We start from the raw sequence: 15,386 nt of genomic DNA on the forward strand, positions 1-15,386 counted from the left end.
ACAAATTTCACCAGTATTACCAGAATCATCAAAATCTCCAGGTCATTCAAAGTTTGGAGCATCATCATCAACAACTGTAACTATCTGTGTGTCAGTTGATTTTTTTCCATGAATATCTTCTACATGCCATGTAACTGTAGTTGTTCCAATACTATAAGTATTATCACTTTGATTATTCCAAACATATAAAACCCCACAATTATCACTTGTTGTAGGTGTTCCTAAACTTACGCTTTTAGCATAACAACCAGAATTTGTATTTACTATAACATCTGCTGGAGCTGTAATTGAAGGAGCCTCATTATCATTTACAAATACATAAAAACTGCAATTATTTGTATATAATGTACCATCTATTGTTTGTGAAGCCGTCCATGTAACTAAAGTTGTACCTTGAGGAAAAACTTCACCAGCTAAACTTGCTGAATTATTAAAATCGTTAGTTAGTGTTGCACCGGCTGTGGTTGAAGTAGCGTCAAATTCAGTTCCTACAGCTGTATAATCACATTCACCTGAATCTGTATCTTTTGATTGATCTCCAACACAGGTAATAGAAGGGTATAAATCTGAAACTACATTTACAGTAATTGTACAAGTTTCAATATTTCCTGATGCATCTGTTGCTGTCCATACAATAGTATTAACACCTTCATTAAGTTGTTCATTTGTTAAATTTGTACCAGACCCCGTTGTTGCTCCGGAAAGCACATAGGTAAAAGAATCGATTTCGCAATTATCAGTTACAACAGGCTTAAATTCATTATTTCCTACAGCATAATAACTTTGGTTTTTATCGTACACCCTAGTGTATGCACTAGAAGGACAGGTAATAACAGGTTTTACATTATCTTCTACTGTTACGCTTAAAGTTTTTACTGTTTCATTACCATAATTATCTTTTACAGTCCAAGAAACTTCAGTTGTTCCAATAGGAAATTGCTCATACGCTAATGATAAATAATTATTTCTATCATTAATAACTGTATTGTTAGACAATGTACAATTATCAGTAATACTTTGTGGATCAAATTCATCTCCAACTACTGTATAATAACAATCTGTACTAGACGTGTATTTGGTAACAGAAACTGTTGAACTATCATCTTCTAAAAGTTCAAAAGCTGGAGCTGTTTCATCTATAACCTCCACTTGATATTGCATAGTTGCAACATTGCCACCTGCATCTGTAACTGTCCAAACTACTACAGTAATTCCAACAGGAAATTCGTATCCTGCCAATGTTTCTGTACCGTTTTGATTGTTTACTAATGTAAATGTTGTACAATTATCTGTAATTGTTACTGGGTCAAACTCTGTTCCAACTGTAAAATAACTACAACTAGTAGCAGGTGCAATTCTTGTTTGATTTGCCACTGTTGATATTGTTGGTGCTTCAGCATCTTTAACTGTAATATTAAAACTACAGCTATCTGTATTTCCTTTTGAGTCTTCTATAGTCCAAACAACTGTATGTACTCCTGCATCTAAAACTTTACCATCTAATGTAGTTGATGTACCTCCAGAAACACCATCAAGTGTATAAGTAATTATTAAATCTTCAGTAGCGTCACAATTATCGAGTAAATCTGTTGGATCAAATTCGGAACCACTTATGGTATACTCACAACTTGTTGAAGGTATATTTCTAATTTCGTTTCCATAACATTCAAATGTTGGTGCTTGGTTGTCTGATACAGTAATAGTATAAGCATCTGCAACTACTGAATTCCCGTGAATATCTTCAACAGTCCAAACAATTATATATGGATTGGCATCTGATACCAATTGTAGTCCTGCTAAAGTATTCGTTCCAGTAAACTCTGTTACACCATTTTTAGTAATAACGTATTTAGATGTAGGATCTTCGCAATTGTCTGCTACATTTCTTAAATCGAAAGATGTATCAGTTATGGTATAATAACATTGTGCAGGATCTGTATTTTTAGTTACATTTATTTCTGATGGAAGATCAAACGTTGGATCTTGTGTATCTGTAACTTCAATATAAATAGTACAAGTACTTGTATTGTCAAATTCATCTACAGCAGTCCAAGTAATCTCATGACTTCCTACTGGTAATTCTTTCCCTTCTAAGGTTGTTGTTCTATCAAACGAGTTGGTTACTTCTGTTAAAGCACAACCATCAGCTGTTGTTGCGTCGAACTCTGTTCCTGAAACAGTATAAAAACAGAAATCATCAGCTGCTACTCTTTCAAAAGGAGCTGCCTCTGTACTACCTGCAGGACAGGTTAATTGCGGAGGAGTTAAATCTTCAACAATAACATTAAAACTCATTTTAGTAACATTCCCTGATGCATCAATAGCTGTATAGGTAATTTTTGTAGTTCCTAACGAAAACTCTGATCCACTTTCTAAGTTTTTAGTTGGACTTGATGTATAAGAAATAGAAGGTGGTGTGCTATCGCAATTATCTGTAACATCTGGTTCATTCCAATTAATTTCTATCGTATCACAACCAGCACTAATATTCTGATGAATATCATCTATATTAGAAATAATAGGTGGTGTATCATCTGTAACAGTAACTCTAAAAGTACTAGACTTAGAATTTACCCCATCACTTACAGTCCAAACTATGGTATTAATTCCTGGTTCAATTTGTATACCAGCTAAAGTAGTTGCTGTAACTGGCGTACCTCCGTTAATAGTATATGATACTGAATCAACAGAACAATTATCAGAATATGTTGCGTCAAACTCTGTTCCATTAACTGTATAGTAACAATTATCAGCATCTGTTCCTTTGTATTGATTTCCAACGGTTAAAACCGAAGGTGCTTCATTATCAATTACTGTTTTAGTAAACATTAAAGGATCTGAAGTATTTGTACCATCAGAAGCAGTCCATGTTATTATATTATCACCTTTAGAAAGGGTTTTACCAGTTAATGATCCTGTTCCAGATAAAGTTGTTGCACCTGTAACAGTATAAGACAACGTAGTACCCGATGTACAATTGTCAATAGCTATTGGATCTAATTCTGAACCTTTTACTACATAACTACAAGTACTTGGATCTACATTTAAATCAGCATCTACAGTACCTAAAGTAGCTGTTAATGTAGGAGCAATAGCATCTGCTACTGTAACTGTAGCATTACACGTAGCAATATTTCCTGCAGCATCTTTAACAGACATTACCACTGGATTAGCTCCAACATTTGTACAATTAAAAGTAGTTCTGCTTAAAGTTATTACTAAATCACCTTCAGCAGTACAATTATCCGTTGCACCACCATTTACATCGCTTACAGTTAAGGTTGCTATACCCGAATCGTTTAAATATATGGTTGGTGATAAACAACTTATTACTGGTTCTTGGTCATCTGAAATAATTACATCAAAACTACAGGTATTGCTAATATTACCTGCTTCGTCTGTTGCAGTATAGGTAACGGTGGTGGTTCCAACATTAAAAGAGTCTCCTGGAGTATGTGATTTTGTCCAAACTAAAGTGCCCGAACAATTTTCAGTTGCTGTAGGCTCAGTCCAAGTTACTATTGCTGAACATTCACCAGTATCAGTACCTTGAGTAATAGTTGAAGGACAATTACTAATAACTGGTTTTTCAGTATCTTCAACCGTTACATCAAAAGAGCAAGTTTCACTATTATTTCCAGCTTCATCTGTTGCTATATAAGTAACTGTTGTTGTTCCAATAGGAAAAACTGTTCCTGGAGTATGCGATTTTGTCCAAACTATATCTCCAGTACTTGTACAATTATCGGTTACAGAAGGTTCTGTCCAAGATACTATTGCTGTACATTCTCCTGCATCATTTGACTTGGTGATATTAGAAGGACATCCTAAAATTTCTGGAATTTCATTATCTAACACTGTAATTGTAAAACTATCAGGAAATTCATTTCCACTTGCATCAGTTGCTGTATAGGTAATTATTGTTTCTCCAACCGGAAAAACACTACCATTAGTTAAGCCTTCAGTTGGACTTGATGCATATGTTAAACTTTGAACGCTACAATTATCTTCTGAAGTTGGGGCTGTCCAAGTTACAGTTGCACTACAACTACCTGGAGTATTATCAACTAAAATATCTTCAGGTAAATCTTCAATGGTTGGGACTTCATTATCTGTAATAATTACATCAAAACTACAACTATTTTTATTTCCAGAAGCATCTGTAACTTCAAACGTATTTGTTGTTGTACCAATAGGAAATGTACTTCCACTTGCTAAACCTGCTGTTTGAACTGTTGAAGCTCCTCCAGTACAATTATCTGTTCCAACAGGTGCTGTATAATTAATTACGGCACCACAAACTCCAGTAGTTGCCGTTTGTGAAATATTCGCTAGACAATTAATTACGGGAACCTGATTATCAGTTACAATAATATCAAAGCTTGCTGTATTTTCATTTCCGTCAGCATCAATTACAGTATAGGTAATTGTTGTTGTTCCAATAGGAAAAGTATCTCCTGAAGTTAATCCTGTAGTTGGACTTGATACATAGGAAATAGAAGGTGTGCTGTCGCAATTATCGGTAGCTGTTGGTTCAGTCCAACTTACTTTAGCTCCGCAATCATCTGCATCATTGTTTTTTGAAATGTTTGTAGGTAAATTAATTATTGTAGGATTTTGTTCATCACTTATAGTTACTGTAAAACTACAAGTTGCAATATTATTTGCTCCATCGGTTACAGTAACTTCAATATTAGTTACTCCTTTATTAAAAGTTACACCATTTAAAGTTGTACTAGTTCCAGAAGTTGCACCTGTTAAATTATATGAAACTGTTGGCGTACCGCAATTATCTTCTATTGTTGCATTCCAAAAATCGTCTTTATGTGTATAAGTACAAGAATCTTGATCAGTTGTTGCTGTTTGATTTTCTTCACAAGTTACTTTTGGGGGTTCTTTGTCTGCCACTGTAACATAGAAAATACAGGTCGCTGTATTTCCTGCTTCATCAGTCACCGTCCAAGTAACAGTTGTTGTACCAGGTGAAAATGTTACCCCTTCTAATGTAGTTCCTGTTCCCGTTGTTGCTCCCGTTAAAACATATTCAACAGAGGATACAGTACAATTATCGGCACCACTTGCATCCCAATCAGTATCACTATGATTATAAGAACAACCATTATTTGCTGAAACATTAAGTTGATCATCGTCAACGCCAACACAGGTGATTTCAGGATTAATATCATCTATTAAAGTAACATTAAAATTATAGGTATTTTGGTTACCTGCTTCATCTGTAGCTGTTATAACAACTGGCTGAACTGTATTATGACCTGCTATTTCAGAACCTGCAACTGGATTTTGTGTTAATGTAACAATCCCGCCGCAATTATCTGAAACTGTAATAAAGTTAGATGTATAATCTGGTAACGTTGTACTACAAGATTCGTCATCTGGATTTAAAATTTGATCACCAGGATCTGAAGTAAAAGTTGGTGGAGTATTTTCTAACGCAACTGTTAATGGTTCTGTTGACTCACAACCTTCAGCACTAATTGCTCTTATAGTGTAATTTGTATCTGCTGTTATAGCTATAGTATATGGTAAATCAGCAATTTTTGATGCATTTGCTTCGTCCCATAATTCATAAGTACTACCATTTGTTGCTGTTGCAGAAATTTCAAAAGAAGTATTATAACAAACTGGATCTCCAGAATTTATTGTAGCAGTAATGTCAGTTGGTAACGGGTTTACGGTAATTGTTTCTGTAAATAGATCATTTACTTCACTTACTGGTAAAAGACCAAACTCAAATGACACACTCACCAAAGAATAAGTAGTTGTAGCACTAGGTGTTACTTCTATAGGAGTTCCTCCATATGTTAAACTTTCCGGGTCTGGGTTACTACTATAATCAGTAATAATATAATTAGTTGTACCATCAGAATAAACAACTGTATATGGCCCAACTCCTGTATCAATTATTACCTCTAAAGTAGTACTTTCTCCATCACAAATTGCTGTGGGAGAACCATCCTTAACTTGAATTACGGCTTGTGCTGTTAATTGCTGATTAAATCCTATAAAAAGAAATAAACTTAAAAAAAGTAAAATGAACAAATTATTGCGTTTAGCAATAATTTGCTTATGAGGGGTTGGTAGTTGTTGATTCATATTGTCTGTTAGATGACTTAATCTTTATAAATTTAAACATTTAGTTTAAACCTATATATTTCTAGAAGTCTATAAATCAAATTGAAATTAAATCTAAAAAAACATTTTGAATTATTAACACTTCTAATAGCTATCAAATTTAAATATTTTTTTTTAATCAAGAGTAAATAATCTTGTAACTTAATCATTGATATAAAATACTAATATACTGAATTTTAAACAAAAAAAAGCATTTTCCTTTTGGTTTATTATTACAAGTTAGAAAATAATATTGTAATTTTTAAGGACAAAAACACAAAAAATCAATCATCTATAACTACAAAATGCCACATATATGTGGCATTTTGTAGTTAAATAAGTATTTACTATTTGTTATTTTATTCTTCAACTGTTTGATTAATAGCTTCTGGGTTTAAAATCACAAATTCTGTTCTTCTATTTAATTGATGTTCTGCTTCTGTACATTTAACACCATCGGAACACTTATTAACTAATTGTGTTTCCCCATAACCTTGACCTGTAATTCTTGAAGGATCTATACCTTGTGAAACTATCCATTCTACAGTTGATTTTGCACGTCTATTCGATAAATGCCAATTATATGAATATGTCGCTCTACTATCAGTATGTGAACCTGAGGCAATCTTTATGTTCGGGTATTTTATCATTATTTGTACCACTTTTGTTAATTCTACCTCGGCATCTGGACGGATAAACGATTTGTCTAAATCAAAATAAATTGGATCTATTTTTATCAATAGCTTACCATCTACATTTACAAACTCATTAGAATCTAAACTTAAGCCTAGCTCTAATTCTAAATCGCGTTCGTTTGTGGTGGTAAATTCTTCACTATCTTCGCTGTAACTTTCTTTTGTTCCAACAACTTTATAGGCTGTTTCACAGTCTACTTTAAAACTAAATGCTGCAAACTTATCAGCTATTACACTTTCTAGTTTTTCTCCTTCTGCATCATATAATGTCACTAAGGCTCCTGGTAGTAATGCTCCTGATTGTTTTTCACGTACTTGACCTGATACTAACTGCTCACATGGCAATGCGTTTTCAGCTGCTTCAAAATAATAAATATCATCATCGCCTTTTCCACCTTCTCTATTTGATGAAAAATGTCCCCAATTTTCTCCTGGCTTTTTTACAAACGAAAAATCATCTCCTGCACTATTGATTGGATATCCTAAGTTTTTTGACGCTGTTAATGCGCCTGCTTCTTTTATTTGAACCTTATACACATCTAATCCACCGTTCCCTTCAAAATAACCATCTGACGAATAATAAAGCATATTATGCTCGTCTATAAATGGAAACATCTCTTTGCCTGTTGTATTTACATTTGGCCCTAAATTTTGTGGTGTACCATAACTACCATCTTCATTAATAGCTACTACAAATATATCTGTAGATCCTAATGTCCCTGGCATATCTGAAGTAAAATACAACTTATCTTCTTCTGCGTTTAATGATGGGTGTCCTGTTTGGTAATTATCGCTATTAAATGGCATAGGGGTTATATCGGTCCATTCGCCATCTTCACCTACTGTTGCTTTATATAACTGGATTAAAACCCAACCTTCTTCATCTTTTGTTATCGATTTATTTATATAGTTATTTCTTGAAAAATAAACCGTTTTTAAATCTTTAGTAAAGGCTACGTTAGATTCGTGATACTTTGTGTTTATTGTTTCTGAAAAACGCTCTACATCTATTAATTCTCCTTGCTCGCCTATGGTTCCTTTAAATAATTCTAGATAAGGTTGATGGTTGTAATACCAATTCCTTTTGCGTATCGATTTATCTTTTCTAGAGGAGGCAAATACTGCTTCATTTTCTCCATAATAGGCAACTCCAAAATCTGCTAATTTTGTGTTCTCAGAAATGTTTTTTATGGTATATTCAAATTCTTGTGCTTGTAAATAACTTGCACAAAACAATAGAACAATCAGTGTAATTTTTTTCATATTTCTGTGGTTTTTTATTAAAAGAATCTTGGACTCTTAACATTTTTTCTATTAAAGTCAAATAATAACAGTATCTCGTGAGATCCTGAGTTAAAATCGCCAAACTTTGTAATGGTATGATCATATGCATAACCTAATCTAAAGTCATTATTTACTTGAAAACCGATCATTCCACTTATTGAATCATCAAATCTATGTGACAAACCTAATTCAACTCTCTCATCTATTAATAAGTTTAACGATAAATCTACTGATAATGGAGCACCTTCTGTTGCTTTTATCATTGTTGATGGTTTTAATTTTAGATTATCTGCTATATCAAATACATATCCTGAGGTTAAGAAATAGTGCATCTTCTCTGATGCGGTACTTACAATTCCTCCGTCTTTTTCTAAATGACGTGTTTCTAAAAAGTTCGGTACAGATAATCCTGCATAAAACTTATCGGTATAATAATAAACTCCGGCTCCAAAATTTGGTGAGGTTTCGTGAACTGGTATATTTAATGGATCTGGATCTATCATTAGCAATTCCCGTACATCCATAAAGGTAACTCCGGCTTTTAATCCAAAGGCTAAGCGACCTGTACTTGATGTGAAAATTGTATAGGAAAAATCTGCATAAATATTGTCTTCTTTTACAGGACCTATTTCATCGTGTATTACTGATAATCCTAATCCTACTGCACGCCCTATTGGTGCGTGTGCTGCTAAAGTAAAAGTTTGTGGTGCTCCTTCTACTCCTACCCACTGTGTCCTTCCTAATATGCCTATACTTGGAACACCTTTGGATCCAGCATAAGCAGGATTTAAAATGTTCATATTGTACATATACTGTGTATATTGAGGGTCTTGCTGACCGTAAACAGTTGTCAGTGACATTAAGGCTAAAACCCCTAAAATTAATCTAAATTTTTTCATAAACATGGTTTAAAAAATATGGAAGGAAAGAGCGATCTAATAAACGCTCTTTCCTAAATTAGTGTTTTTATTTTCTTAAATAGATCCAACCTGTTTGAGGTTTTCTTTCATCATTATTAAAATAAATGGTATAGAAATATGTACCTGTAGGAAGTTGATCGTTAGTAAAGTTCCATCTTCCTGTTGAATATCCATCCCACCATTCTGGTGTTTGATATGGATTTCCATCATGTTTGTACTCATATACTTTATTACCATATCTATTTACAATTTCCATAGAGAAGTTCGGATACAATACCTCTAAGTACTCAATCTCGAATACGTCATTCACTCCATCTCCATTTGGTGTAAACCCTTCTGGTATAGTTAATGGAATTATTGGCTCTGTAGCTATTTGATCCATATCATCTTCAAAAATATCATCATTATTAGGTGTAGAGTCTATGTCAAGCTCGTTTGCTGCAGTTATTTCTGCAACGTTTAACCAATCTCCTAATGGATTAACGTAAGCTGTAATTACCATTGTTTCTGAAGCACCGTTTAATACAGTTCCTAAAGTCCAAACTCCTGAACCATCATCGTAACTTCCTGTAGAAACATTAACACTAACAAAATTATATCCTGTTGGTAATAAATCAACTACTTGCACACCAGTTGCATCACTTGGACCATTATTACTTACCGTAATTGTAAAGTCTACATTTGTTTCAGCATATGGTTGTAATACACCCGTTGTACTAACTGGACCTTGATTACCAAGAGATAAATCAACTTCTTTTGTTAACTCTAAATCAATAACTTTAATTGGATCGGTTGCGATACAACTTGTGTTATTTGATAAATCAGTATCTATTTGATGCATTTCAGTAATTTCAGCACAGTTTAAATAATCTCCTGCTGCATTTACTATTGCATCAACAAACAATGTTTCTGTTTCTCCATTTAAGATTGTTCCAACTATCCATTTTCCAGTTTCATAATCATATACTCCTTTAGATAATCCGTGAGTTACATAAGTATAACCTGTAGGTAATAAATCTGTAACAACTACTTCTGTTCCATCTATAGTACCACCATTAATCAATCTAATTTCAAAAGAAACTACATCTCCAACTAATGGTTCAATATTATTTGCCATTACAGTTTTTTCAACTTTTAAATCTAATTCTTGATATGGAGGTACCGATGCACTATCATAATCATCTTCATTTACATCACCATTATTTGGCGTAGAATCTACATCTATTTCATTGGCTGCTGTTATTTCTGCAATGTTAAGATAATCACCACTTTCCATAACTATTACATCTACTATTAATACTGCAGTATTTCCTACTTCAATAAAACTAATATCCCAGATTCCTGTTATTGGATCGTAAATTCCTATTGATTGACTATAATTAACAAAATCATATCCTGATGGAATTAAGTCTGTAACTTGAACTCCAGTTGCTTCTGTTGGACCATCATTGTTTACTCTAATTTCAAATGAAATCATATCTCCTACTTCAGGATTAACCACATCATCTACAACCGTTTTAGTTAAACTTAAATCTATATAAGCTGTTGGTACAATTGAAACACTTCCTACATTATTTGTAGTATCTGAATCTGATTGGTCTGCAATTACTGCACGTGTTGTGTTTGTAATTGTTTGTCCTAATGTTCCATCATTAACTGTTGCTGTTATGTTTAATGTTGCTGTTGCTCCATTTGCTAATTCTCCAATTGTCCACAATCCTGATCCATAATTATATGTTCCTGATGCTGTTGAATTACTTACATAAGTAACTCCTACTGGTAAATTATCTATTAAACTTACACCTGTGGCAGCACTTGGTCCGTTATTTGTAACTGCAATAGTATAAGTAATTGTATCGCCCTCATTTGGAGTAGCATTACTTACTGTTTTTACAGTTGCTAAATCTGAACTTGTAACTACAATTGTTGCGTTAGCATCATCTTCTGTTAAGTTTGAATCTATTTGGTCTTGGGTATTAGACACTGTGTTTATTAATGTCATTCCACCTTGATCCATTCCTACAATTGCTTCTATAACTATAGTTTCTTCTTCTCCAGATTCTAGTAAATCAACTTTCCAATTTGGTGCGTTCCACGTTCCATCACTTGGCATAACATTCGCATAGGTTAAACCTGCTGGTAAAGCATCGGTTACTACTAAATTGGTAACTTTTGCTGGACCGTTATTTCTAACCGTAACAGTGTAAGTTACTGTATCTCCTGCATTTGGTGTAGCATTATCTACAACCTTAGTCAATACTATATCTGCATGGTTTTCTACAATTATTATTGCATCTAAATCATCTCCTTCTGTTGTTGGATCTGATTGATCTCCTGTTGCTGCTGTAGTTATATTTGTTATAGTTTCTCCTGCAGTATCAATAGCAACGGTTGCTGTAATATTTAAGGTTGCTGTTGCTCCATTTGCAATAGTTCCAATATTCCAGTTTCCATCTCCAGAGTTATAGCCTCCAGATTGATTATCACTTACATAAGTAACTCCTGCTGGTAATAAATCTACTAAACTTACACCTGTAGCATCACTTGGTCCGTTATTTGTAACTGCTATACTATAAGTAATGGTATCTCCTTCATTTGGAGTTGGATCACTTACCGTTTTTACTGTTACTAAGTCTGAACTTGTTACTACAATTGTTTCGTTATCATCATCTTCTGTTAAGTTTGAATCTACTTGGTCTTGTGTATTTGACACGATGTTTGTCAATGTCATTCCACCTTGATCCATTCCTACTAGAGCTTCTATAACTAACGTTTCAAACTCTCCAGACTCTAATAAATCTACATTCCAATTTGGTGCAGTCCATGTTCCATCACTTGGCATAGCTCCATTTGGTACATATGTTAAACCTGTTGGTAAAGCATCTGTTACAACTAAGTTAGTAACTTTTGCAGGCCCATTATTAGTAACTGTAATAACATATGTTACAATATCTCCAACATTTGGTGTCGCATTATCTACAACCTTAGTCAAGACAATATCTGCATAATTCTCAACTTCAATAGTAGCTTCTAATTCATCTCCTGCTGTTGATGGGTCTGTTTGATCTCCTGTTGCTGCAGTGGTAGCATTTGTAATAAAAGTTCCTGCAGTATCTACATCTACTGTTGCAGTAATATTCAAGGTTGCTGTTACACCGTTTGCTATAGCTCCTATTGTCCATATTCCTGATCCACTATTAAAAGCGTCTCCTTGATCATCGCTTACATAAGTAACTCCTGCTGGTAATAAATCTGTTAAACTCACCCCTGTAGCATCACTTGGTCCGTTATTAGTAACTGCTATAGTATAAGTAATTACATCTCCTTCGCTTGGAGTTGGATCACTTACGGTTTTTACTGTTACTAAGTCTGAACTTGTTACTACAATTGTTTCTCTATCATCATCTTCTGTTAAGTCTGAATCTACTTGGTCTTGTGTATTTGAAACTATGTTTGTTAACGTTTGACCACCTTGATCCATTCCTACAATTGCTTCTATAACTATGGTTTCCTCTTCACCAGATTCTAGTAAATCAATACTCCAATTTGGTGCTGTCCAAGTACCATCACTTGGCATAACATTCGCATAGGTTAAACCTGTTGGTAAAGCATCAGTTACAAGTAAACCTGTAACTTTTGCAGGTCCGTTGTTTCTAACTGTTACTGTATAGGTTACTGTATCGCCAGCATTTGGTGTTGCATTGTCTACTACTTTAGTTAACACTACATCAGCATAATTCTCAACATCAATATCAGCGTCTAAATCATCTTCAGGGAACCCTTCAGTTGTTGTATCTGGGTCTGTTTGATCACCTGATGCTGCAGTTGTTACATTAGTTATTCTTTGTCCTGAGGTATCTTCATCAACTGTGGCTACAATATTTAAAGTTACCGTTTTACCAACATCAATACTTCCAACCATCCAGTTTCCGTCACCACTATTGTACGCACCTGACTGATTATCTCCCACATAGGTAACACCTGCTGGTAATAGATCTACAAGACTCACATTTGTTGCAATACTTGGTCCATAATTAGTAACTGCTATTGAGTAAGTAATGGTCTCTCCTTCTACTGGATTTGGATTACTTACCGTTTTTATTGTTACTAAATCTGAACTAGTTACTACAATTTCCTCTTCTAAATCATCTCCATCTGTTGTTGGATCTAATTGATCTCCTGAAGCAGGATTATCAATAATATTAGTTATTGGTGTTTGATCAAATGTTCCTTGTGCAGTAACAAGTGCATCTAAAGTTAAGGTTGCTGACTCTCCAATATCAATTATTCCAATTGTCCAAGTCATATTTCCGGCAATATCAGCATAAGTATTTACTGAACCTCCCGTAGCTACATGAGTTACATACTCAAGACCTGCTGGTAGATTATCAATTAAACTTACTCCTGTAGCAACACTTGGTCCATTATTAACCACTGTAATCGTATATTTAACGATATCGCCTTCATTAGGATTACTATTATCTACAGTTTTAGTTGTTACTAAATCTGTAACACCTAGTGGCGTTGTTGTTGCTTCATCTTGATCATCTTCTTCTGGATCATTATTTCCATGTATTGAATTTGGATCATCTTGATCTGCATATACAACTTCGGCAGTATTTGTATAAATTCCACTTTCATTAACAACAGCTCTAATTGTTAAGGTTGCAACACTTCCATCAACTAAATCTCCTAAATCCCAAAGACCTGTAGTTGGTCCACTTGGATGATAATCTCCTTGACTTACAGTTATTGGATTTGGATCTGGTGATAACGTATAACCTGTAGGTAATACATCTAATACATCAATATTAGTAGCATCACTTGGACCTTCATTAGTAACTGTAATGGTAAAAGTAACTTCCGAACCAACTTCTGGTGTAGCATTATCTACCCTTTTTTCTACTACTAAAGCAGCTTGTGCATACATCTCATCAACATCTGTTGAACTATTATTACTAGGATCTGGATCTACTGGCTCATTAAACCCATTTGATTCTGGTAAAGCAGCACTTGCTGTATTTACAATATCTCCAGTATAACCACTAGGAACATTTATTGTTACCGTATATGTTACAGTATCTCCTGAATTTAATGTTGTAATAGTATCTACTATATCTCCTGAGCCTGAAGAACCATTTCCAGTCCAAGTTGTAACAGCTTCTAAATTCGAAATAATATCATCATTTACAATAACGCCTGCAGCATCCGCTGGTCCATTGTTTGTAACCGTTATCGTATAAACAAGTGGTAAACCTGGTGTATACGTATCAGAATTATCTGTTTTTACAACCTGAATATCTGCTTGCGCTATATATATAATAGTTACTAATGCATCATTAGATTGATTTCCTTCATCATCCTCAACATTATATGTTATTGGAGTTGGACTTAAAATAAATCCATCTTCAGGGTCAAAAGTAATTTCACCTGTTACTAAGTCTACATTCCAAGTTCCTTCTCCTGGAATTTCATAACTTGTAATATCTCCATTGGCATCTGTAACAATATTTATTGCTGTACCTGGATCTACTAAACTAACCGTTGTAGGGTCATAAGTATCTCCTGTTGTATCATTATCCAATACATCAACTGTAACTGTTTCATTTGCAGGATAACCTTCATTACCATTATTATCAACATCATCTGTTGCTATTGGTGCATAATCTACATGTATAAATGCTTCATTAGACGTGTTTCCTTCGTCATCTTTAATTGTATAAGGAATTGGTGTTGGATCTAACGTATAATCAGCTGCATCACCATTTGCTATCGATTCAGGTGTAAATGTTACAACACCTGATGCAGTAATTTCCCAAGTTCCTTCTCCTGAAACAACTAATATAGTTTCATTTGTTAATGGGCTAGATGGATCTAAATCTATCGTTGAAGGATCAACAATATCTCCATCTAAATCATTATCTGATACATTAACACTAACTGAAGTTAAAGGCACATTTCCTGGTGTACTATAATCATCTGTTGCTACTGGAACATAATCAATTGTTACTGTTGCATTGTTCGATTTATTTCCATCATTGTCTTTTATTGTATATTCAATTACTGTTGGATCATCATTAAATGTTGAAAGTGGTGTAAAAGTAATTTCACCAGAAATTGGATGAACACTCCATGTACCTTCACCAGGAACTGTAAAACCAATTACATCTCCATCACTATCAATAGAAACATCTGTTACCGTTATTGAAGGTACTGGCATTACTAAACTTACAGATTCTGGTTCAACTGAACCATCAGCATCACTATCGACATCGTCATTTCCTACTCCTGTTGCAACTATATTATCTATTAAAACATCAATTGTAACTGCATCACCTGGTGTATTTCCAAGACT

The 15,386-nt window shown here is 34.1% G+C and carries 4 protein-coding genes; all 4 read right to left on the minus strand.

Going from position 1 to position 15,386, the window contains the following annotated elements; all coding sequences use genetic code 11:
* Positions 1–42: 42 nt before the first annotated feature.
* Complete coding sequence (locus tag MHL31_RS09940; protein WP_240225802.1) at positions 43–6,114, minus strand: HYR domain-containing protein; 6,072 nt, start codon at positions 6,112–6,114, stop codon at positions 43–45.
* Positions 6,115–6,491: 377 nt separating this feature from the next.
* Positions 6,492–8,090 (minus strand): OmpA family protein, encoded by a 1,599-nt coding sequence (locus MHL31_RS09945; RefSeq protein WP_240225803.1) that lies wholly within the window; start codon positions 8,088–8,090, stop codon positions 6,492–6,494.
* 17 nt (positions 8,091–8,107) lie between these two features.
* Positions 8,108–9,010 (minus strand): type IX secretion system membrane protein PorP/SprF, encoded by a 903-nt coding sequence (locus MHL31_RS09950; protein WP_240225804.1) that lies wholly within the window; start codon positions 9,008–9,010, stop codon positions 8,108–8,110.
* A 67-nt stretch (positions 9,011–9,077) separates the two neighbouring features.
* Positions 9,078–15,251 (minus strand): gliding motility-associated C-terminal domain-containing protein, encoded by a 6,174-nt coding sequence (locus MHL31_RS09955; protein WP_240228886.1) that lies wholly within the window; start codon positions 15,249–15,251, stop codon positions 9,078–9,080.
* Positions 15,252–15,386: the final 135 nt, after the last annotated feature.

Origin of the sequence: Lutibacter sp. A80, assembly GCF_022429645.1 — a bacterium.
GTDB lineage: Bacteria > Bacteroidota > Bacteroidia > Flavobacteriales > Flavobacteriaceae > Lutibacter.

Coding starts and splice junctions, on each gene's coding strand:
- MHL31_RS09940 (WP_240225802.1), bottom strand. CDS start 6,114: ATGAATCAACAACTACCAACCCCTCATAAGCAAATTATTGCTAAACGC.
- MHL31_RS09945 (WP_240225803.1), bottom strand. CDS start 8,090: ATGAAAAAAATTACACTGATTGTTCTATTGTTTTGTGCAAGTTATTTA.
- MHL31_RS09950 (WP_240225804.1), bottom strand. CDS start 9,010: ATGAAAAAATTTAGATTAATTTTAGGGGTTTTAGCCTTAATGTCACTG.
- MHL31_RS09955 (WP_240228886.1), bottom strand. CDS start 15,251: ATGCCAGTACCTTCAATAACGGTAACAGATGTTTCTATTGATAGTGAT.